Origin of the sequence: Pseudomonas sp. WS 5410 (assembly GCF_012985645.1) — a bacterium.
GTDB classification, from domain to species: domain Bacteria; phylum Pseudomonadota; class Gammaproteobacteria; order Pseudomonadales; family Pseudomonadaceae; genus Aquipseudomonas; species Aquipseudomonas shahriarae.
This window is the reverse complement of record NZ_JAAQWS010000017.1, coordinates 55860-75755: the sequence shown is the minus strand read 5'-3', so window position 1 is coordinate 75755 and position 19896 is coordinate 55860. Positions and strand designations below refer to the sequence as shown.

Annotated in this window: 15 protein-coding genes; 7 read left to right on the top strand and 8 right to left on the bottom strand. The window is 61.5% G+C overall.

The window, feature by feature from the left end; all coding sequences use genetic code 11:
* The 4 genes from ptsP to treP all read right to left on the bottom strand — a co-directional run bounded on the left by ptsP (nucleotide 1) and on the right by treP (nucleotide 7206).
* Nucleotides 1-2532: a phosphoenolpyruvate--protein phosphotransferase gene (ptsP, locus tag HBO24_RS22515; RefSeq protein WP_170060341.1), complete on the bottom strand. Its 2532-nt coding sequence runs from the start codon at nucleotides 2530-2532 to the stop codon at nucleotides 1-3.
* Nucleotides 2533-2701: 169 nt separating this feature from the next.
* Nucleotides 2702-3922, bottom strand: a complete 1221-nt coding sequence (locus HBO24_RS22510) for a carbohydrate porin (protein ID WP_057444517.1) — start codon at nucleotides 3920-3922, stop codon at nucleotides 2702-2704.
* A gap of 72 nt (nucleotides 3923-3994) precedes the next feature.
* Entirely contained in the window at nucleotides 3995-5644 is a 1650-nt protein-coding gene (gene treC / locus HBO24_RS22505; protein WP_057437973.1) for an alpha,alpha-phosphotrehalase, read from the bottom strand.
* Nucleotides 5645-5763: 119 nt separating this feature from the next.
* Nucleotides 5764-7206, bottom strand: coding sequence for a PTS system trehalose-specific EIIBC component (treP, locus tag HBO24_RS22500; RefSeq protein ID WP_057437971.1), 1443 nt, complete (start codon nucleotides 7204-7206; stop codon nucleotides 5764-5766).
* Nucleotides 7207-7406: 200 nt separating this feature from the next.
* Between treP and treR the strand changes: the two genes are divergently transcribed.
* From treR to HBO24_RS22485, 3 genes are all read left to right on the top strand, one after another.
* On the top strand, nucleotides 7407-8111 hold the full coding sequence (treR, locus tag HBO24_RS22495) for a trehalose operon repressor (RefSeq protein ID WP_057960558.1): 705 nt from the start codon (nucleotides 7407-7409) through the stop codon (nucleotides 8109-8111).
* 22 nt (nucleotides 8112-8133) lie between these two features.
* Nucleotides 8134-8904 (top strand): APH(3')-II family aminoglycoside O-phosphotransferase, encoded by a 771-nt coding sequence (locus HBO24_RS22490; RefSeq protein ID WP_170060340.1) that lies wholly within the window; start codon nucleotides 8134-8136, stop codon nucleotides 8902-8904.
* Between the two features lie 88 nt (nucleotides 8905-8992).
* Nucleotides 8993-9304, top strand: a complete 312-nt coding sequence (locus tag HBO24_RS22485) for a hypothetical protein (RefSeq protein ID WP_170060339.1) — start codon at nucleotides 8993-8995, stop codon at nucleotides 9302-9304.
* A gap of 79 nt (nucleotides 9305-9383) precedes the next feature.
* Here HBO24_RS22485 and guaA read toward each other — a convergent pair whose 3' ends face one another.
* The 4 genes from guaA to HBO24_RS22465 all read right to left on the bottom strand — a co-directional run bounded on the left by guaA (nucleotide 9384) and on the right by HBO24_RS22465 (nucleotide 14122).
* Complete coding sequence (gene guaA, locus HBO24_RS22480; RefSeq protein ID WP_017134673.1) at nucleotides 9384-10961, bottom strand: glutamine-hydrolyzing GMP synthase; 1578 nt, start codon at nucleotides 10959-10961, stop codon at nucleotides 9384-9386.
* Nucleotides 10962-11042: 81 nt separating this feature from the next.
* Entirely contained in the window at nucleotides 11043-12512 is a 1470-nt protein-coding gene (guaB, locus tag HBO24_RS22475) for an IMP dehydrogenase (RefSeq protein WP_003209646.1), read from the bottom strand.
* A 159-nt stretch (nucleotides 12513-12671) separates the two neighbouring features.
* Nucleotides 12672-13220: a sugar ABC transporter ATPase gene (locus HBO24_RS22470; RefSeq protein WP_170060338.1), complete on the bottom strand. Its 549-nt coding sequence runs from the start codon at nucleotides 13218-13220 to the stop codon at nucleotides 12672-12674.
* Between the two features lie 134 nt (nucleotides 13221-13354).
* Complete coding sequence (locus HBO24_RS22465; RefSeq protein ID WP_170060337.1) at nucleotides 13355-14122, bottom strand: sulfite exporter TauE/SafE family protein; 768 nt, start codon at nucleotides 14120-14122, stop codon at nucleotides 13355-13357.
* A gap of 99 nt (nucleotides 14123-14221) precedes the next feature.
* Here HBO24_RS22465 and HBO24_RS22460 point away from each other — a divergent pair, with 99 nt between their 5' ends.
* The 4 genes from HBO24_RS22460 (at nucleotide 14222) to leuA (ending at nucleotide 19420) form a co-directional block, all read left to right on the top strand.
* On the top strand, nucleotides 14222-15112 hold the full coding sequence (locus HBO24_RS22460; protein ID WP_057960562.1) for a LysR family transcriptional regulator: 891 nt from the start codon (nucleotides 14222-14224) through the stop codon (nucleotides 15110-15112).
* Nucleotides 15113-15142: 30 nt separating this feature from the next.
* Complete coding sequence (gene xseA, locus HBO24_RS22455) at nucleotides 15143-16522, top strand: exodeoxyribonuclease VII large subunit (RefSeq protein WP_057960563.1); 1380 nt, start codon at nucleotides 15143-15145, stop codon at nucleotides 16520-16522.
* A 3-nt stretch (nucleotides 16523-16525) separates the two neighbouring features.
* Nucleotides 16526-17347, top strand: coding sequence for a M23 family metallopeptidase (locus HBO24_RS22450; protein ID WP_128593883.1), 822 nt, complete (start codon nucleotides 16526-16528; stop codon nucleotides 17345-17347).
* A gap of 393 nt (nucleotides 17348-17740) precedes the next feature.
* Nucleotides 17741-19420 carry a 2-isopropylmalate synthase gene (leuA, locus tag HBO24_RS22445; protein WP_057960565.1) on the top strand — a complete coding sequence of 560 codons (1680 nt, stop codon included), beginning with the start codon at nucleotides 17741-17743 and terminating at the stop codon, nucleotides 19418-19420.
* Nucleotides 19421-19896 lie beyond the last annotated feature (476 nt).

The window sequence follows — 19896 nt, the reverse complement described above, 5'->3', positions numbered from 1 at the left end:
TCAGTTCTCCACAACCAATGAGGTTTCGACGGTTGCTGCGTGGTACAGGCTCAGGGCCTCGCGCACCTGGGCGGCCTCTTCCAGATTCAACACCTGGTGGGCGATCAGTTGGCAGTCCGCCAGGTCCAGGTCACGCACGGTGGCCTTGATACTCGGGATCAACGGTACGCTGACGGACAACTCGTCCACCCCCAGCCCGATCAACATCGGCACCGCCAGTGTTTCGGACGCCAGCGCGCCACACACACCCACCCACTTGCCATGGGCATGGGCGGCCTTGACCGTGGTGGCGATCAGGCGCAGCACCGCCGGGTGAAAGCTGTCGGCCTGGCTGGCCAGGCGCGGGTGGTCGCGGTCCATGGCCAGGGTGTATTGGGTCAGGTCATTGGTGCCGATCGAGAAAAAGTCCACATGGGGCGCAAACACATCCGCCATCAATGCCGCCGACGGCACCTCAATCATGATCCCCAGCTTCGGCAGTTCGGTAAGCCCCAGGGCCAGCGCTTCCTCTTCGAGGATCTGCCGGGCCTGATGCAGCTCCGACAACAGGCTGACCATCGGCAACATGATATGCAGCCGCGCCAGGCCCGCGCTGGCAAGGATTGCGCGGAACTGCTCGCGCAACAGTTGCGGGCGCTCCAGGCACAGGCGAATGCCGCGCAGGCCAAGAAAGGGGTTGGTCTCGCTGTCCATCGGCACATAGGCCAAGGGTTTGTCACCGCCCACATCCAGCGTGCGTACCACCAGATTGCGCTCGGTGCCCAGGACACCGGCAATGGCGCTGTAGGTCTGGGCCTGTTCCTGCGGGCTCGGCGCGCGGTTGCGGTCCAGGTAGAGAAACTCCGAGCGCAACAGCCCGACCCCCTCGGCCCCCAGGACCAGGGCTTGCTGCACCTCCTGCAGCGAAGCGACGTTGGCGGTCACCTCAATATGATGACCATCGCGAGTGGTGGCGGCCAAGGCGGCCTGCTGCAGATCGCGCTGGTGGCGCACAACCTGCTGCTCGCGCGCAGCCCGCAGCGTCTCGATCACCGCCAGGTCCGGGTCGAGGTGCAGTTCGCCTTTGTCGGCGTCCAGCAACACGGGCTTGCCATCGGGCAACGCCAGGACCTGGGCCGACACACCGCACATCGCCGGCAAGCCCAGGGCGCGAGCAAGAATGGCGACGTGGCTGGTGGCCCCTCCGGCCACGGTGATAAACCCCAACACCTTGCCCGGATCGAGGCTGGCGGTTTGCGAGGGGGTCAATTGCTCGGCAATCAGGATGGCCTGCTCCGGCAACTCCCAGGCGCCGTCTTTAACCCCGAGGATCAGCTTGAGCACACGCTGGCCAACATCCGCCATGTCGGCGGCGCGTTCGGCCAGCAGGGGGCTGCCTGATTGCTCGAACAGCCCGGCGGTAGCGAGTGTGGCGCTGTTCCAGGCAAACGCGGCGCTCTTGCCTTCGGCGAGCAGGGCGTGGGCTTGTTCAAGCAGGGTCGGGTCTTCGAGCAATTCCTGATGGGCACGGAAAATCTCTACCTGGGCACTGCCGCCGGGCTTGTCCTGCAACGCCTGCAGCGCCTGGGTTGCAGCGCGCAAGCCACGTTCCAGGGCGGCCCGTTCCAGCGCCTCGCCAGCCCCTTCTTCAGGCATATTCAGCTGCGGCTCGGCCACCTGCACCACTTGGCCAAACGCCGAACCGGGCGACGCACAGACGCCGCGCAACACGCTCGCCGACGACAGCGGCGCGACCGGTTTAACCTCCTCGGCCAGCACCGCTAAGGTTTCGCCACAGCCCTCCAGCAACAGCGCGACCAGCGCCTGAATCGCCGCCTCGGCGTCCTGCCCCGCGGCGCTGACTTGCAAGGTATCGCCCTGCACCGTCTGCAACGCCATGATCGCCACCAGGGACTTGGCGTTGGCGCTCTGGGTTTGCTTGTGCAGGCAGATGCTCGCATTGAAGCCCTTCGCCGCCTGGGCCAGCACCGCCGCCGGGCGGGCATGCAAGCCGTTGGCATTGGGCAGCGTGAGGGGTTTGGAAAACAGTGCGTCGCCCTCCTCTTCCTCGTCGTTGGCCGCACGGATTGCCGGGGTCACCCGCAGCAACGGTTGCCCGGCGGTGACTAGCCCGGTGTCCGTCGCCAGCAGCACAAATGGCTCGCCGCTGACCACCAGCATCAGGGTCAGCAAGCTGCGGGCATTGAGCGCGATAAAGTCGGCATCAAACTCGATCAACGGCTGACCCGCCTCGACCCGCTGGCCTTCCTCGACCAGCCGGGTGAAACCCTTGCCCGCCAGGTTCACGGTATCCAGGCCGATATGCATCAGCACCTGCACGCCGTGGTCGTCGGTGACGCTGACCGCATGCCCACTGTCCTGGACATTGCTGATCACCCCGGCCAGCGGCGCGCAGAGGGTCTGCGAGGTGGGGTCGATACACACGCCATCGCCGATCAGGCGACTGGAGAACACCGGATCCGGCACCTGGTCCAGGGGCAACAGCACACCCGCCAGGGGCGCCAGCAGTTCCAGGGGTTGAGTTGTGGTCATGACATCACCTGCTGTTTGGTTCTGTAAAAATCATCGGCCGAGTACAAATCCCGGGGTGAAATGGGCCCCAGTGGGAGCTGGCTTGCCTGCGATTGCATCAATACGGTTGCACTGGAACACCGAGCCGCCGGTATCGCGGGCAAGCCCGGCTCCCACATAAAGCCGGTGTTTATTTCCACCAGTATTCGACCTGCACACCGAAGTTGGAGCCATGCCGCGCGGTGCCGTAGGAGCCGGTGTCGGACAACGCCGAACCCGCCGCCAGTTCATTGGCCGCGCGCTTGGCCGCTTCGTTCCAGGTGGCATAGGTGTAGTACAAACGCACCTCCGGCCGCGCCCAGAAATCCGGGCCTTTGGGCGACCAGGTCGGGGCGAAGGTGAATTTGCTGAGTTTGCGCGTGCCGCCGCTGGCGTCGACCTGATCATGCCCCAGTTCGGTGACCAGCTTGAACTGCTCGCTGATGGCATACGCCGGGCGCACACCGATGGACATCCAGGTCTGGTCCTGGCTGCCGGGGCGCACGTCTTTCTGGTACACCGCCTCGACCTGGCCGCCAAAACGCGGGGTCACTTGCCAGTCGAAAAACTCCACCGCGCGGTAGCTTTTGCTGCTGCGCTCCAGTGCCGTGTTGCCGGTGTAGCCAAGGCCAGTGCCCGGCCCTTCGCCGTACTGCAGGGCGAACTTGTTCTTGCCACCGAGGAACGCGGCCTGCACATGCTGCGCAGTGAGGGCCCAGCCACTGTGGGTGTCGCGCCCGCCCGCCTGTTCGATATAGCTCAGGCCCAGCTCCAGCTCGCCGCCGGGGTTGGTCTTGAAGCCTGCGACGTTGAAGTCGTGACGGGTGGCGTATTCCTTCTGGTACAGGTTGTCCTTGCGCGACAGGGCGTAGCTGTATTTCAGATCGCCGATCAGCACGTCCTCGATGCCACCGCCGGTGGCGCTCTGGTTCCAGTAGTAGAAGTCGGAAATATGGATGTCATTACGTTTGTAGTAGCGCCGGCCGGCCCACAATGAGCCGCCATTGAGGCTAGGCATATTCGACCACTGCGCATACATCTGCGGCATGCGCGCCGAGCCGTTGTTTTCGCCTTGGAACTTCAGCTCGCGGTCGTACTTGTTGTACAGCGAGGCCATGGCATCCACGCTCAGCACCGAGCCGTCATCCAGGGTGAACAGGTCCTGGCGCAACTCCAGCTCGGCATATTGTTCGCATTCGTTGCCCAGGCGGTATTTGGATTGGGCGCCGGGCAGTTGGAAACATTGCTGCGGGCCGCTGCCGGTCGAGGTGCCGGCGCCGCTGCGCAGGTAGCCGGCAAACTCCAGGGCATGCGCCGCCAGGGGCAGGGTCAGACAGGATGCAACGAGGCCCAGCTTTATTGTTGTTTTCATGAAGCGCTCCATTATTTTTTCTTATTTTTTCCCTGTCGGGGCCGGCAAGCCGGCGCCTGAAAAGGGGATGTTTCAGTCGGTCAGGTGCAGCACAAAAGACTCGTAAGGACGCAAGATGACCGTGTCCGTGGGTACCGGGCAGTCGGGGTAGTTGCTGATCAGCAGGCGTTGCTCACTCGCCGCGCTGATCAGGTTGTTGGGCAACTGGATTTCGCAGGGCTGGCCATAGAAGTTGTTCAGCACCAACAGGCGCTCGCCATGGCCTTCACGCAGGTACGCCCAGACCTTGTCGTGGTCCTGCAGCAGTTGGCGGTAGACGCCTTCTTGAATCAGCGGCTCAAGGCGCCGCAAGGCGATCAGCGCGCGGTAGTGATGCAGCACCGAATCCGGGTCATCCAGCTGGCTCTGGACATTGATCTGCGCCGCATTGGCCGGGATGCCGATCCACGGTTCAGCGCGGCTGAAACCGGCATTGGCCTGGCTGCTATCCCACTGCATCGGGGTGCGGCCGTTATCGCGGGATTTCTGCTTGATCGCGGCCATGCTCGAGGCCTCGGACTCACCGGCATCGCGCTTGAGGCGGTAGATGTTCAGGGTCTCGACATCACGGTACTGCTCGATGCTGTCGAAGCCCGGATTGGTCATGCCCAGCTCTTCGCCCTGGTACACAAACGGCGTGCCCTGGAGGAAGTGCAAGGCCGTGGCGAGCATCTTGGCCGAGACCACGCGGTATTCGCCGTCATCGCCAAAGCGCGAGACCACCCGCGGCTGATCATGGTTGCACCAGAACAACGCGTTCCAGCCGCCCCCGGCCTGCATGCCCAGTTGCCAGTCGGAGAAAATCCGTTTGAGTTGCTGGAAGTCGAAGTCGGCGCGCACCCACTTTTGCAGGTTGGGGTAGTCGACTTTCAGGTGATGAAAGTTGAAGGTCATCGACAGCTCTTTCGACTCTGGTCGCGAGTAGCGAATGCAGTGTTCGAGGCTGGTGGAGGACATCTCGCCGACGTTGATCAGTGCGTGGCCCTCGAACACTTCGCGGTGCATTTCCTGCAGGTAGGCATGTACGTTCGGCCCATCGGTGTAGAAGCGCCGGCCGTCGCTGTTGTCTTCGGGAAAATCCGCCGGTTTGGAGATCAGGTTGATCACGTCCAGACGGAAGCCGCCCACGCCCTTGTCACGCCAGAAGCGCATGAGTTTGTAGACTTCGGCGCGCACCTTGGGGTTGTCCCAATTGAGGTCGGCCTGGGTGTGGTCGAACAGGTGCAGGAAGTACTGGCCGGTCTGCGCCTCGTATTCCCAGGCCGAGCCGCCGAACTTGGATTCCCAGTTATTGGGCTGGTCGCGCCAGATGTAGAAGTCGCGGTACGGGTTGTCGAGGCTGCTGCGCGCCTGCTGGAACCACTCGTGCTCGATGGAGGTGTGGTTGACCACGATATCGAGCATCAGCTTGATGCCGCGCTTGGCCGCTTCGCTGATCAGCAGGTCGCAGTCGGCCATGGTCCCGTAGCTGGGGTCGATGGCGTAGTAGTCGCTGATGTCATAGCCATTGTCGCGCTGGGGCGAGCGCAGGAACGGGGTGATCCACAGGCAATCGACGCCCAGCCACTGGAGGTAGTCGAGTTTGTCCACGATGCCCAGCAGGTCACCGGTGGCGTTACCCGCATGGCTGTGGAAGCTTTTGGGGTAGATCTGGTAGATCACCGAGTGTTGCCAGTCTTGCATGGTGGGCTCCTTCAGTAGAGTGGTGTGCTGGTCTTGCGGGCCTCATCGCGGGCAAGCCCGGCTCCCACAGAGGAACGCATTCCAGATGTGGGAGCTGGCTTGCCTGCGATGGCGATCTATCAGGCGACGCGATAACCCGGCCGAACAATTTTCATGCTCAACCCACAGGTCAGAACAAACGGCACGACAATCGCGATGACCATGCCGATCACAAACATCGCGATGGATTGCGGCACGATCGAAATAAATCCGGGCAGGCCGCCCACGCCGATGGCCGAGGCCTGCACCTTGTTCAGCGAGAGGAAAATGCTGCCCAGGGCCGAGCCCAGCAGGGCGGCATAGAACGGGAACTTGAAGCGCAGGTTCACCCCAAACATCGCCGGTTCAGTGATGCCGAAGTAAGCGGAAATCGCCGAGGTCGAGGCCATGCTTTTGTCCCGCGCATTGCGGCTCATGTAGAACACCCCGAGGGCCGCGCTGCCCTGGGCCAGGTTGGACATGACAATCATCGGCCAGATAAACGTGCCGCCCTGGGTCGAGATCAGCTGCAGGTCCACGGCAAGGAACATGTGGTGCATGCCGGTAATCACCAGCGGCGCATACAGCAGGCCGAAAATCGCCCCGCCCACCATTGGCGCCAGGTCAAACAGAGTGACCACGCCTTCGGTGATCAGGATGCCGAGGTGCCGGGTCACCGGGCCGATGATTGCCAGGGCCAACACGCCGGTGACGACGATGGTGGTGATCGGCACGACGAGCAATTGAATGGCATTCGGCACCCGCGCCCGCAGCCATTTTTCAATCACGCTCATAACGTAGGCGGCCATCAGAATCGGCAGGATCTGGCCTTGATAGCCGACCTTCTCGATCTGGAACCAGCCCAGAATATCGAAGTACGGCAGGCTCTGGCCGTCGAGCCCGGCCACCGCCTTGCCGTAGTTCCAGGCGTTGAGCAAGTCCGGATGAACCAGCATCAGGCCAAGCACGATGCCGAGGATTTCACTGCCGCCAAAGCGCTTGGCCGCCGACCAGCCCACCAGCGCCGGGAGGAACACAAACGAGGTGTTGGCCATCAGGTTGATCAGGCTCCACAGGCCATCCAGGTTCGGATAAGCCTCGAGCAAGGTCTGGCCCTCGATGAACATGCCCTTGGCGCCCATCAGGTTGTTGATGCCCATCAGCAGGCCGGCAATGATCAGCGCCGGCAGGATCGGCATGAACACATCGGAGAACACCCGCACCAGGCGCTGCATGGCGTTGGTCTTGTCGGCGCCCTTCTTCTTCACATCGGCAATGGTGGCGGCGGCCAGGCCAGTCTGCTCGCGCAGGGCGGCGTAGACCTTTTCGACTTCGCCGGGGCCGATGACGATCTGGAACAGACCGCCGGTGAAGAACGAGCCCTTGACCAGGTCGACCTGGTTCAACGCACTGCCGTTGACCAGGCTCGGGTCCTTGAGGGCCAGGCGCAGGCGCGTCACGCAGTGGGCCGCCTGCTCAAGGTTATCGCTGCCCCCGAGGTTCTGGAGAATCTCGCGGGCGATGTTGGAATAGTCGTGGCTCATGCTTGTTCTTCCACTTTAGATTCTTGTTATTGGCAGCATGCCGAGGGCAAAAGTACTCGTACAGACGAGTTAAAGCAACAACTCGTCTGTACGAGTTACAAAAATAGTCGCCCACTGCTTTCCAAGGGGCCAATGGACAAAGCCCGCCTCTGCCACTAAGGTTCCTGCCTTGAACGCAAACGCGGCACAGAGCCCTCTCCATGAGTAAATACAACCAGATCTACACCGATCTGCTTGCCAGCATCACCACCGAACGCCTGCAACGCGGCACGCGCCTGCCCTCCGAAACCGAATTGATGGACACCTACCAGGCCAGCCGCGGCACCGTGCGTCGGGCCATCGAGCAATTGCAGGAGCGTGGGTTCGCGCAAAAAATCCATGGCAAGGGCACCTTCGTGCTGTCGCCCAACCCGATTGAGTTTCAACTGGGCGGCATCGTCAGCTTCCACGAAACCCACGCCGACCTGGGCGATGACGTACGCACCGAAGTGGTCGAGTTCACCCAACTCCCGCTGGAAGGCTCGCTGCTGCAACATATCGAGGCCGAGCCCGGCACCCTGATTACCCGCATCAAGCGGGTGCGGCGCATTGGCGGCAAACGGGTGATCCTCGACATCAACCACTTCGTCGCCGAACTGATCCCCGGATTGGACCAGGCGATTGCCGAGCAGTCGATCTACGCCTTCATCGAACAGACCCTGCATCTGCAGATCAGCTACGCCCAGCGCACCATCGAAGCCCTGCCCCGCAGCAAGGACGACCAGGCGCACCTGGACCTCGACGGCCAGAGCCATGTGATTGTGGTGAGCAACCAGACATTTTTGCAGGACGGGCGGCAGTTCGAATACACCGAGTCGCGGCATACGCTGGATAAGTTTTACTTCTCGGATATTGCACGGCGCTGAAGCAGGAAAGAGGAAAAGCCCTGTGAATATTCCAAACAAATGGCGTGAACAGTTCCCCCATGCGCTGATCGAGCAGCAGGCCATCGGCGAGTCGCGGGCTGACGTCTTCCGGCTACGCAGGGACAACGGCACGGACCTGTTCCTGAAGGCCGAGCCCCTCGTAGAACACGCCGAGCTTGCCGATGAAATCGAGCGCCTTCACTGGCTGCAACAGCAGGGCCTGCCGGCGCCGGTGGTGCTGGATGAGGTGCAGGAAAACCATCACCACTGGCTGCTGATGAGCGCCATCCCGGGACAGGACCTGGCCAGTAGCAGTGACCTTTCTGCCGCGCAGATCATCGACATCCTGGCCAACGCCCTGCGTACATTGCACCAGATCCCCGTGGCGCAATGCCCCTTCGATCACACCCTGGAACTGCGCATCACCGTCGCCCAGGCACATATCAACGCCGGGCTGATTGATGTAACGGACTTCGACGATGAGCGATTGGGACGTAGCGCCACCGATGTGTTCGCCGAACTCCTGTCGACACGGCCCACCATCCATGACTTGGTGGTAACCCACGGCGACGCCTGCCTGCCGAACTTCATGGCAGCGGGCGGTCACTTCAGTGGTTTTATCGACTGCGGCCGCCTGGGGGTCAGTGACCGTTATCAAGATCTGGCCCTGGCGGCCCGCAGTGTGGAGCGCAACTTGGGGCAGGAATGGGTCAGGCCGTTCTTTGAGAGGTATGGTGTGGAACCTGATGAGCAGCGAATGGCTTTTTACTGCCTGTTGGATGAGTTTTTCTAGTTACTCCTGAGCAGCCCTCGACACTACCTCGACAAGCTCGCTGATACGACGCATACGATATCCGAGCCAAACCATGAGGAAGAACGCCATGCTCACGAAGAGCCTGTTGCTGAGTTTTTGCGCTGTGTTATTGATTGGCTGCACAGGCAGGGGCTTTCAACCTCCGCCGCCGGAATTTACCAATTGGAAGAAGATCGGAGTGTCTGAAGAAGGCGTCAAGAGTGCTATGACCGCCTGCGGCTATACCAACCTGACAGGGACAGGGGACAGGACGCCGATTGACCAGGTACTCACGCAGTTTTATTGCATGAAAGACGCCGGTTTCAAGCGCACAGATAACATCGACCTGTGCAAGGAAGGCCGCATCGGCGAATCACCGGTGTGCGAAGGCCGCCGGTAACCCATTACCAAAAGCCCGCAATTAAGCGGGCTTCAGGGTACTTTTTGCTAGAGGGTGCCGGTCAGTGCCGGACGCCTGATCATTCCCACTCAATCGTCGCCGGCGGCTTGCTCGACACGTCATACGTCACGCGCGAGATACCTTCGATTTCATTGATGATACGGCCGCTGACAGTCTCCAGCAGTTCGTACGGCAGGTGTGCCCAGCGGGCGGTCATGAAGTCGATGGTTTCTACGGCACGCAGGGCCACGACCCAGGCGTAGCGACGGCCATCGCCGACCACCCCAACCGATTTCACCGGCTGGAACACGACGAAGGCCTGGCTGACTTTGTGGTACCAGTCGGCCTTGCGCAGTTCTTCGATGAAGATGTGGTCGGCACGACGCAGCAGGTCGGCGTATTCCTTTTTCACTTCACCGAGGATGCGCACGCCCAGGCCCGGGCCTGGGAATGGGTGGCGGTAGACCATGTCGTACGGCAGGCCCAGTTCCAGGCCCAGACGACGAACTTCGTCCTTGAACAGTTCGCGCAGCGGTTCTACCAGCTTGAGGTTCATTTCCTCAGGCAGGCCACCCACGTTGTGGTGGGACTTGATCACGTGGGCCTTGCCGCTCTTGGCGCCGGCCGACTCGATCACGTCGGGGTAGATGGTGCCCTGGGCGAGGTACTTGATGTTGTCCAGTTTGTTGGACTGGGCATCGAAGACGTCGATGAAGGTGCGACCGATGATCTTGCGCTTCTTCTCTGGGTCGGATTCGCCGGCCAGGTTGTTGAGGAACTGATCTTCGGCGTTGGCGCGGATCACCTTGACGCCCATGTTCTCGGCGAACATGGCCATCACTTGCTCGCCTTCGTGCAGGCGCAGCAGGCCGTTGTCGACGAATACGCAAGTCAGTTGGTCGCCGATGGCCTTGTGCAGCAGCGCAGCAACTACGGAGGAGTCAACGCCGCCGGACAGGCCGAGCAGGACGTTGTCAGTACCGACCTGGGCACGCACGTTGGCGATGGCGTCTTCAGCGATCTTCGACGGGGTCCACAGGGCTTCGCACTGGCAGATGTCGAGGATGAAGCGCGACAGGATGCGGCCGCCCTGCTTGGTGTGGGTCACTTCCGGGTGGAACTGCACGCCGTAGTAGCCGCGCTCGTCGTTGAACATGCCGGCAATCGGGCAGCTCGGCGTGCTGGCCAGGATGTGGAAGTCTTCCGGCATCTTGGTGACCTTGTCACCGTGGCTCATCCAGACGTCGAGGCCGAACAGGCCGTCGGCGTCGATGTGGTCTTCGATGCCGTCCAGCAGGCGGCTCTTGCCGACCACGTCGACACGGGCGTAACCGAATTCACGCAGTTCGGAACCTTCAACCTTGCCGCCCAGTTGCTCGGCCATGGTCTGCATGCCGTAGCAGATACCGAAGACCGGCACGCCCAGGTCAAACACCGCTTGCGGGCAACGCGGGCTGTTGGCTTCGTGCACGGACTCGGGGCCACCGGCCAGGATGACACCTTTAGGGGCGAATTCGCGGATCGCTTCGTCATCCATGTCGAACGGGTGCAGTTCGCAGTACACACCGATTTCACGCACGCGGCGGGCGATCAGTTGGGTGTACTGGGAACCGAAGTCGAGGATCAGGATGCGGTGGGCGTGAATGTCGAGGGCCATGAAGTCAGTCTCGTCTAATGAATCAGAAACAACTCGGGGCTGAAAGAACAGCCCCGGTTACTTAACGTTTTGCTGGAAGCCTCAACCTACGCGGTAGTTTGGCGCTTCCTTGGTGATCTGCACGTCGTGGACATGGGATTCAGCCATGCCGGCGCCGGTGATCCGTACGAACTCTGGCTTGGTGCGCATTTCTTCGATGTCGGCGCTGCCGGTGTAGCCCATCGAGGAACGCAGGCCGCCCATCAGTTGATGGATGATGGCGCTCAGGGTGCCCTTGTACGGCACACGGCCTTCGATGCCTTCCGGTACGAGCTTCTCGGCGCCTGCCGAGGAGTCCTGGAAGTAACGATCGGAGGAACCTTGCGCCTGGGACATGGCGCCCAGCGAACCCATGCCACGGTAAGCCTTGTAGGAGCGACCCTGGAACAGTTCGATCTCGCCTGGCGCTTCTTCGGTACCGGCGAACATCGAGCCCATCATCACGCAGGAGGCACCGGCTACGATGGCCTTGGACAGGTCACCGGAGAAACGGATGCCGCCGTCGGCGATCAACGGTACGCCAGTGCCTTCAAGGGCAGCGGCAACATTGGCGATGGCGCTGATTTGCGGCACGCCCACACCGGCGACGATCCGCGTGGTGCAGATCGAGCCAGGGCCGATACCGACCTTGACCGCGTCAGCGCCCGCTTCGGCCAGGGCCTTGGCCGCTGCGCCGGTGGCGATGTTGCCGCCGATCACCTGTACGTCAGGGAAGTTCTGCTTGACCCAGCGCACGCGGTCGATCACGCCTTTGGAGTGACCGTGGGCGGTGTCGACCACCACCACGTCAACCCCGGCAGCGACCAGGGCCGCAACGCGGTCGCCGGTGTCTTTACCAGTACCAACGGCGGCGCCAACGCGCAGACGACCTTGGTCATCCTTGCTGGCCAGCGGGTAAGCCTTGGCTTTTTCGATGTCGTTGACGGTCATCATGCCTTTGAGGGCGAACTTGTCGTCGACGATCAGCACGCGCTCGATGCGGTGCTTGTGCAGCAGTTCACGCACATCGTTCTTGTCGGCGCCTTCCTTGACCGTGACGAGGCGCTCTTTAGGCGTCATCACTTCACGGACGGTGACTTCAAGACGGTTTTCGAAGCGCACGTCACGGGAAGTGACGATGCCGACCAGGTCACCATCATGCAGCACGGGAACACCGGAGATGTTGTGCAGGCGGGTCAGGTCGAACAGGTCGCGTACGGTGGCGTCGGCTTCGATGGTGATTGGATCTTTCACCACACCGGCTTCGTAACGCTTGACCTTGCGCACTTCGGCAGCTTGCTGCTCGATGGTCATGTTCTTGTGGATGATGCCGATGCCGCCTTCCTGAGCCATGGCGATTGCCAAACGGGCTTCGGTGACGGTGTCCATGGCAGCGGAAACCAGGGGAATATTCAGCTCGATGCCACGGGTTAGGCGGGTCTTGAGACTGACTTCGTTAGGAAGCACCTCGGAATAACCGGGCACTAAGAGAATGTCGTCGAATGTCAGAGCTTCTTGGCTGATACGCAGCATCGCGGGGGCTCCCGAGCGGGAAAATGGAAGCGCGTCATTATACTCAGACACCCCTCGGGCCTCAACGTAAAACTCTGACAAACTTGGTAATACTGATAGATGGGGAATTTCCAGGCCCTGATCGTTCCCAGGCGGAGCGCGGGAATGATCGGGGCGCTCCTAGAGTTCGACTTTGACCCAGCTGATTTTCTGATCGAGCCAGTCGGCAAACCCGTCGATAAAGCTCTGCTTGAAACCCGCTTCCGCCCAGTTGTTGAAGATGAAGCCCAGGTTGGAGAAGCCGCATTCCTGCAGGAACAGAAACCCGTTGATGTCATCTTCATGCCCACACAACGGGCAGGTGAAGTTGTCGGTGTGGCCGGGCATCCAGTCTTCCAGGCTGTCGAACAGCGCCTCGCCGACTTCTTTAAGGCATTCCGGGCAGCCGGCTTCTTCGAGAAAGCCCTTGGCCGGGGTGTAGATGCAGCGTTTGTAGATGATTTCCAGGCCATTGACCGGCTCGTTGAACGGCAGCGCCTCGGGGTGCAGCACCACGGCGCGGGCACCGTCGGCCAGGGCGTAGCCCATGCGGTTGCCGGTGCGCCCGCAGGTGGTCAGTTCTTCCTTGATGATGTTCTTGCGCACCAGCCAGCGCACGATGGCCCGGGCGCGGGGTTCGTGGACGGGCAAGGTGGAGATTTTCGGGACAAGGATGCTTTGGGAATTCATGGGAGTCCTGCGGTGTGGCGTCTGACGCCATCGCGGGCAAGCCGCTCCCACATTCGATTGCATTTCAATGTGGGAGCGGGCTCGCCCGCGATGAGGCCCTAGAGCCCGGCAGCTTAATCCCTGAAACCCACAGGTCAAGTACTCAAATACCGCCCAATCAAGGCAATGCCACTGGCCAGCACCAACCATGTCACCAAGCGCACAAACGCCTCACGGGACATGCGCAGGGTCAATCGCCGCCCCGCCCACAGCCCCAGGGCCATCGCCGGCAACAGGCACACCGCCAACATCAGCAGCGGCAACTCGGCATACACCCCGGCGATCAAAAACAGACTCAGGCGCACCACCGTGCTCGCGCTGATCAGCGCGCTTTGGGTCGCCCGCGCGCCGTCCTTGGGCAGGCGGCTGTTCAGATAGATCGCATATAAAAAGCCGCCACTGCCAAACAACGCACCAAACAATCCGCCCACCACGCCCATGGGGACCGACCAGCCGGCAGCCAGGGCCGTGGGCTTGGCCCTTACCGCCAGGCTGTAGATGGCATAGGTGCTGATAAACAGGCCCATCAACAGCAGCAGCAGGTCCGAGTGCAGGTTGAGCAAGAAGATCACGCCGAGGGTGCAGCCAATCGCCATGCACGGCAGTAATCGCAACAGCTCCGGCTTGACCACATCCCGCCGCGATTGCAGCAGGTTGCCAAAGGCCGCGACGAAATCCAGCAGCACCAGCAGCGGGATGATCTTCGACAGCGGCATAAACATAATCAGGATCGGCCCGGCCACCAGCGCCGTGCCGAAGCCGGCGATGCCAAACACGATGTAGGCCAGGGCAATCCCCAGGCCGATTACCAACCAGTCCAGCGTCCCGAACGACCACTGCCCCATCAATTCAACCAGGCTCATGCAATATTCCTTGTCAGCGATGGCCCTCACTTTAGCCAAGCGGATGGGTTGCGACTAATATCTTCCAAGCCCTCCACCTATCTCGAAAAGGCATGACTCGTGATTTCCACCCGGCAACTGCGTTACTTCGTCGAAATCGCCGAGAGCGGCAGCTTCAGCGCCGCCGCCGAGCGCCTGTTTGTCGCGCAATCGGCCCTTAGCCGGCAGATCAAGGAGCTGGAAATTATCCTGCAAACCCCGCTGTTCGAGCGCACCGCCCGCCAACCCAGACTGACCGCCGCCGGCGAGGCGTTTTATCCACGGGCGCGCAACCTGCTGGGCGAGTTGCACAAGGCCAGTGAACTGGCGACCCAGGTCGGCCACGGCCAGCTCGGCACCCTGCGCCTGAGCCACTCCAGCACAGTGCCGATGAGTGGGCGGGTACTGCGCGGGATCAGCACCTGGCTGGAACAGTGCCCAGGGGTGTCGATGGATATCGTCAAACTGTCCTCCGAAGCGCAGTTGGAAGACATTGCCGATGGTCGCCTGGAGGTCGGCCTGCTGCGCCTGCCGGTACTGCGTCAGCGCGAAGGGGTGCGCATCGTGCCTTTATATAAGGAGCCACTGTTGCTGGCCGTGCCGCCAGCGCACCCTTTGGCCCGGCACACATCGGCCATTGAACTGGCACAGTTGAAGGACGAAGCGTTTATCTCGATCCCCCACCCGCAACGCGGGGGTCTGAGTTATCTGTCGGCCGAATTGTGCATGCGTGCCGGATTTTTCCCCAAGGCCGCACGGGTGATGTCGCGCAAGACCACCCAGTTGCAGCTGATCCAGGCGGGGTTTGGCATTGCCCTGCTGCCCGAGTCGATGCGCGATATTGCCCCAGCCAATATTCACTTCCTGCCCCTGGCCGACCCCGATTGCCACAGCACCGTGGCCCTGGCCTGCGCGCAGGCGCCGAGCGCGTTGGTGGCGCAGTTCTGTCAAACCTTGGGCGAATGCCTATAAACTGCCGCCCATGACTAAAGATCTCTTCCCATGATTAAAGACCCGTTTGCCCGCCTGGGCCTGGACCGCGAAGTCCTGACTGTCAGCCAGCTCAACGGCCGCGCGCGGGTGTTGCTGGAAGACGTGTTCACCAATATCTGGGTCGAAGGCGAGATCTCCAACCTCGCCCGCCCCGCCTCCGGCCATGTGTACTTCACACTCAAGGACAGCGGCGCACAGGTGCGTTGTGCACTGTTTCGCAACAATGCCGCACGGGTGCGTCAGGCACTGAAGGATGGCCTGGCGGTCAAGGTGCGGGGCAAGGTCTCGCTGTTCGAGGGCCGTGGCGACTATCAGTTGATCCTCGACACCGTGGAACCGGCCGGTGATGGCGCGTTGCGCCTGGCCTTCGACGCCTTGAAGGAAAAGCTCAGCGCCGAAGGCTTGTTCAGTGCCGAGCGCAAGGTGGCGCTACCGGCCCATCCACGCCGCATCGGGATTATCAGTTCGCCCACGGGCGCGGTGATTCGCGACATCATCAGTGTGTTCGGCCGCCGTGCGCCGAACGTGCAACTGACCCTGATCCCCACTGCCGTGCAAGGCCGCGAAGCCGTGGCGCAGATTGTCCGCGCCCTCAAGCTGGCGGATGCCCGTGGCTTCGACGCGCTGATCCTGGCCCGTGGCGGCGGCTCCCTGGAAGACCTCTGGTGCTTCAACGAAGAAGCCGTGGCGCGGGCCATTGATGCCTGTATCACGCCCATCGTCAGTGCGGTCGGCCATGAGACCGATGTGTCCATCAGTGACTTCGTGGCCGATGTGCGTGCGCCTACGCCGTCGGCGGCGGCTGAGTTGCTGGCGCCGGATGCGAGCAATCTGGTGCGCCAGGTCGAAAGCCTGCACCGGCGCCTGGTGATGCTGATGCGCAATCGCCTGACCCACGACCGCCTGCGCCTGGAAGGCATGGCCCGCCGCCTGCGTCACCCCGGTGAGCGCCTGCGCCAGCAGGCCCAGCGCCTGGATGACCTGGATATGCGCCTGCGCCGCGCGTTCGAGCGCAGCCTCAACACCCGCCGCGAACGCCTGATCCGCCTGGAAACGCGCCTGGCCGGGCAGCATCCGGGGCGGCAACTGGCTCTGCTGCGCCAGCGCCTGGACAGCCTCGCCGAGCGCCTGCCCCGGGCCATGCGCGAGGGCCTCAAGGCCCGTCGTCTGCAACTGCAAAGCCAGGTGCAGACGTTGCAGGTGGTCAGCCCGCTGGCGACCCTGGGCCGTGGCTACAGCATCCTGTTGGACGAGCGCGGCCAGGCGATTCGCAATGCCGCGCAAACCCACACCGGCCAACGCCTGACCGCGCGCCTCGGTGAAGGCCAATTGCAAGTGCGGGTGGAAGATAACCACCTGACACCCGTCACCCTTTCATTACTGGATTGATTGATGCCTCGTCTATTTAGCCTGCTGATGCTGCTGTGCCTCGCCTTCAATGCCCACGCCGACAGCTACATCACCCGCACCCTGAACAAGCCGGTACCCGGCGGTGTGGCCGTGGTCGACCTGGGCCCCGCCGCCGCCGCACCGAAAGCCACCTACCAGGGCAAACCGGTGCTGGTGGTCAAGGAACAGGACAACTGGCTGGCGATTGTCGGCATCCCATTGACGGTAAAGCCCGGTAACGAGCGCATCAGCAGCGGCGGGCGCACCCTGCCGTTTATCGTCGGTTTCAAGAAGTACCCGGAACAGCGCATCACCCTGAAGAACAAAAGCCAGGTCAACCCCGCTCCGGCGCAGCTCAAGCGCATCGAAGGCGAACTGGCCGTGCAACTCAAGGCTTACCGCAGCTTCAGCCCGAACCTGCCAAGCAACCTGGTGTTGGACAAACCAGTGAACGGCCCGCTGTCGAGCAAGTTCGGCGTGCGCCGCTTCTTCAACGGTGAAGAACGCAACCCGCACTCGGGCCTGGACTTCGCGGTGCCTGCCGGCACGCCGATCAAGACCCCGGCCAATGGCAAGGTGATTCTGGTGGGCAATTATTTCTTCAACGGCAATACGGTGTTTGTCGATCATGGCCAGGGCTTTATCAGCATGTTCTGCCATATGTCGAAGATTGACGTGAAGGTGGGCCAGCAATTGGTGCGTGGAACGGTGGTGGGCAAGGTCGGGGCGACGGGCCGGGCGACCGGGCCGCATATGCACTGGAATATCAGCTTGAATGATGCGCGGGTCGATCCGGCGATCTTTATTGGGGCGTTCCAGCCTTGATGTGATCGCTGGGCATACGGGCGTTATCGCGGTGCAACGATTCAACGTGCCCGCGATGACGCCAGCTCAATTCCACTGATTGCGCATCCCGAAACCCTCACGCAAACAAAACAAAGGCTTGAGCGTTTACCAACCATAAAATCTCGTTTCTTACAGAAATAGCAGAACTTCTCTCAATTTTTTTCGACTGCTTGCCATCTTTCACCCCGACGGTTAGGGTTGAGCTTATGAAAACCTCTCACACCCTCATTCAGCTCCGTCAGCACCGCAGCCTGTGCCTCGTCAGCGCACGACTGCCAGGCTGAATCGATCTGCCTCGTCCCCGGTTTGCATCCCTAATAAACGCTTTCTGGCAGGCCGCCTCTTCTCGGCCCTACAACAAGGATTCTTCTGATGAGCATGCTCAAAGACCCGTCTTCGAAATACCGCGCATTCCCGACCATTGATATCCCGGATCGCACCTGGCCGTCGAAGACCATCACCACCGCGCCGATCTGGTGCAGCTCCGACTTGCGCGACGGCAACCAGTCGCTGATCGAACCGATGGATGCGGTGAAAAAACTGCGCTTCTGGAAAACCCTGGTCGCGGTGGGCGTAAAGGAAATCGAAGCCTCGTTCCCGGCCGCTTCGCAGACCGACTTTGACTTCGTGCGCACCCTGATCGAAGACAACCACATCCCCGAGGACACCACCATCCAGGTGCTGACCCAGGGCCGTGAAGACTTGATCGCCCGCACCTTCGAATCCCTGCGCGGCGCCAAGAAAGCCATCGTGCACTTGTACAACGCCACCTCGCCGTCCTTCCGCCGTATTGTGTTCAACCAGGACAAGGACGGGATCAAGGCCATCGCGGTCGACGCGGCCAAGTTGTTCGTCAAGTACGCCGCCCAGCAGCCGGAAACCCAGTGGACCTTCGAATACTCCCCGGAGACCTTCAGCGCTACTGAACTGGAATTCGCCAAGGAAGTGTGTGACGCGGTGATCGAGGTGTGGAACCCGACGCCTGAGCACAAGATGATCCTCAACCTGCCGGCCACCGTGGAATGCGCCACGCCGAATATCTATGCCGACCAGATCGAGTGGTTCGGTCGCCATATCAACCGTCGTGACAGCGTGATCATCAGCCTGCACACCCACAACGACCGTGGCACCGGTGTCGCGGCTACCGAGTTGGGCCTGATGGCTGGCGCCGACCGTGTCGAAGGCTGCCTGTTCGGCAACGGCGAGCGTACCGGTAACGTTGACCTGGTCACTGTGGCGTTGAACCTCTACACCCAGGGTGTGGACCCTGAGCTGGACTTCTCCGACATCGACGGCGTGCGCAAAGTGGTCGAGGAATGCAACCAGATCCCGGTGCACCCACGTCACCCATATGTCGGCGACCTGGTCCACACCGCATTCTCCGGCTCCCACCAGGATGCGATCCGCAAGGGCTTCGCCCAGCAGAAACCGGATACCTTGTGGGAAGTGCCGTACCTGCCAATCGACCCGGCCGACATTGGCCGCAGCTACGAGGCGGTGATCCGCGTCAACAGCCAGTCGGGCAAGGGCGGCATCGCCTACCTGCTGGAGCAGGAATACGGCATCAGCTTGCCACGCCGCATGCAGATCGAGTTCAGCCAGGTGGTACAGGCCGAAACCGACCGCGTGGGCCTGGAAATGACCGCCGCGCAGATCCACGCGTTGTTGCAGCGTGAATACCTGCAAGCCAACACCCCGTACGCGTTGGTCAGCCATCGCCTGCAGGAAGAAAACGGCAACAGCTCGGTAGAAGTCGAAGTCTCCGGCAAGGGCCAGGGCGAAACCAACCTGCGCTGGCACGGCAAGGGCAATGGCGCACTGGAAGCACTGGTGGCCGGCCTGCCGATTGGGGTCGAGATCATGGACTACAACGAACATGCGATCGGCGCGGGGACCAACGCCAAGGCCGCGGCTTACATCGAGCTGCGCGTGAACGGCGAACGTCCGGTGCATGGCGTGGGGATTGATGAAAACATCACCACCGCCAGCTTCAAAGCGGTGTTCAGCGCCCTGAACCGCTCGTTGAGCCAGCTGGAAGCGAAAGCAGCGTAACTGACCGCTGAAAAGCCAAAGGCCCCTGGATGCGAATCCAGGGGCCTTTTTAGTTTGGGGTTGTGGTGGTGCTGATGGCCTCATCGCGGCATAGGTATCTACACAACTCTTTTATCTAGTGCTTATTGGGTTTGTGTACATATCCGTTGCTGCGGTCATGGCCACTTAGGGTTCCGCCCTGACGGCGGCTCACTTTGGCGTTTCTCCAAAGTGAGCAAAACGTTTTTGCCCCACCACTCGGTGCCTCGCCTAGGCTCGGCATGCCCGCAGTCAGGCATGGTTTAACGGGGCGCCTAAGATCAAGATCAAAAGCAGAGCAACAACATCAACAGCAAAGCCGGGGCGCGAAGCTGCATTCCCCCTTGTGGGAGCTGGCTTGCCTGCGAAGGCGGTGTATCAGCCAATACATTTATCGACTGATACACCGCCTTCGCAGGCAAGCCAGCTCCCACAGGTATATGCGTACATCTCGACGA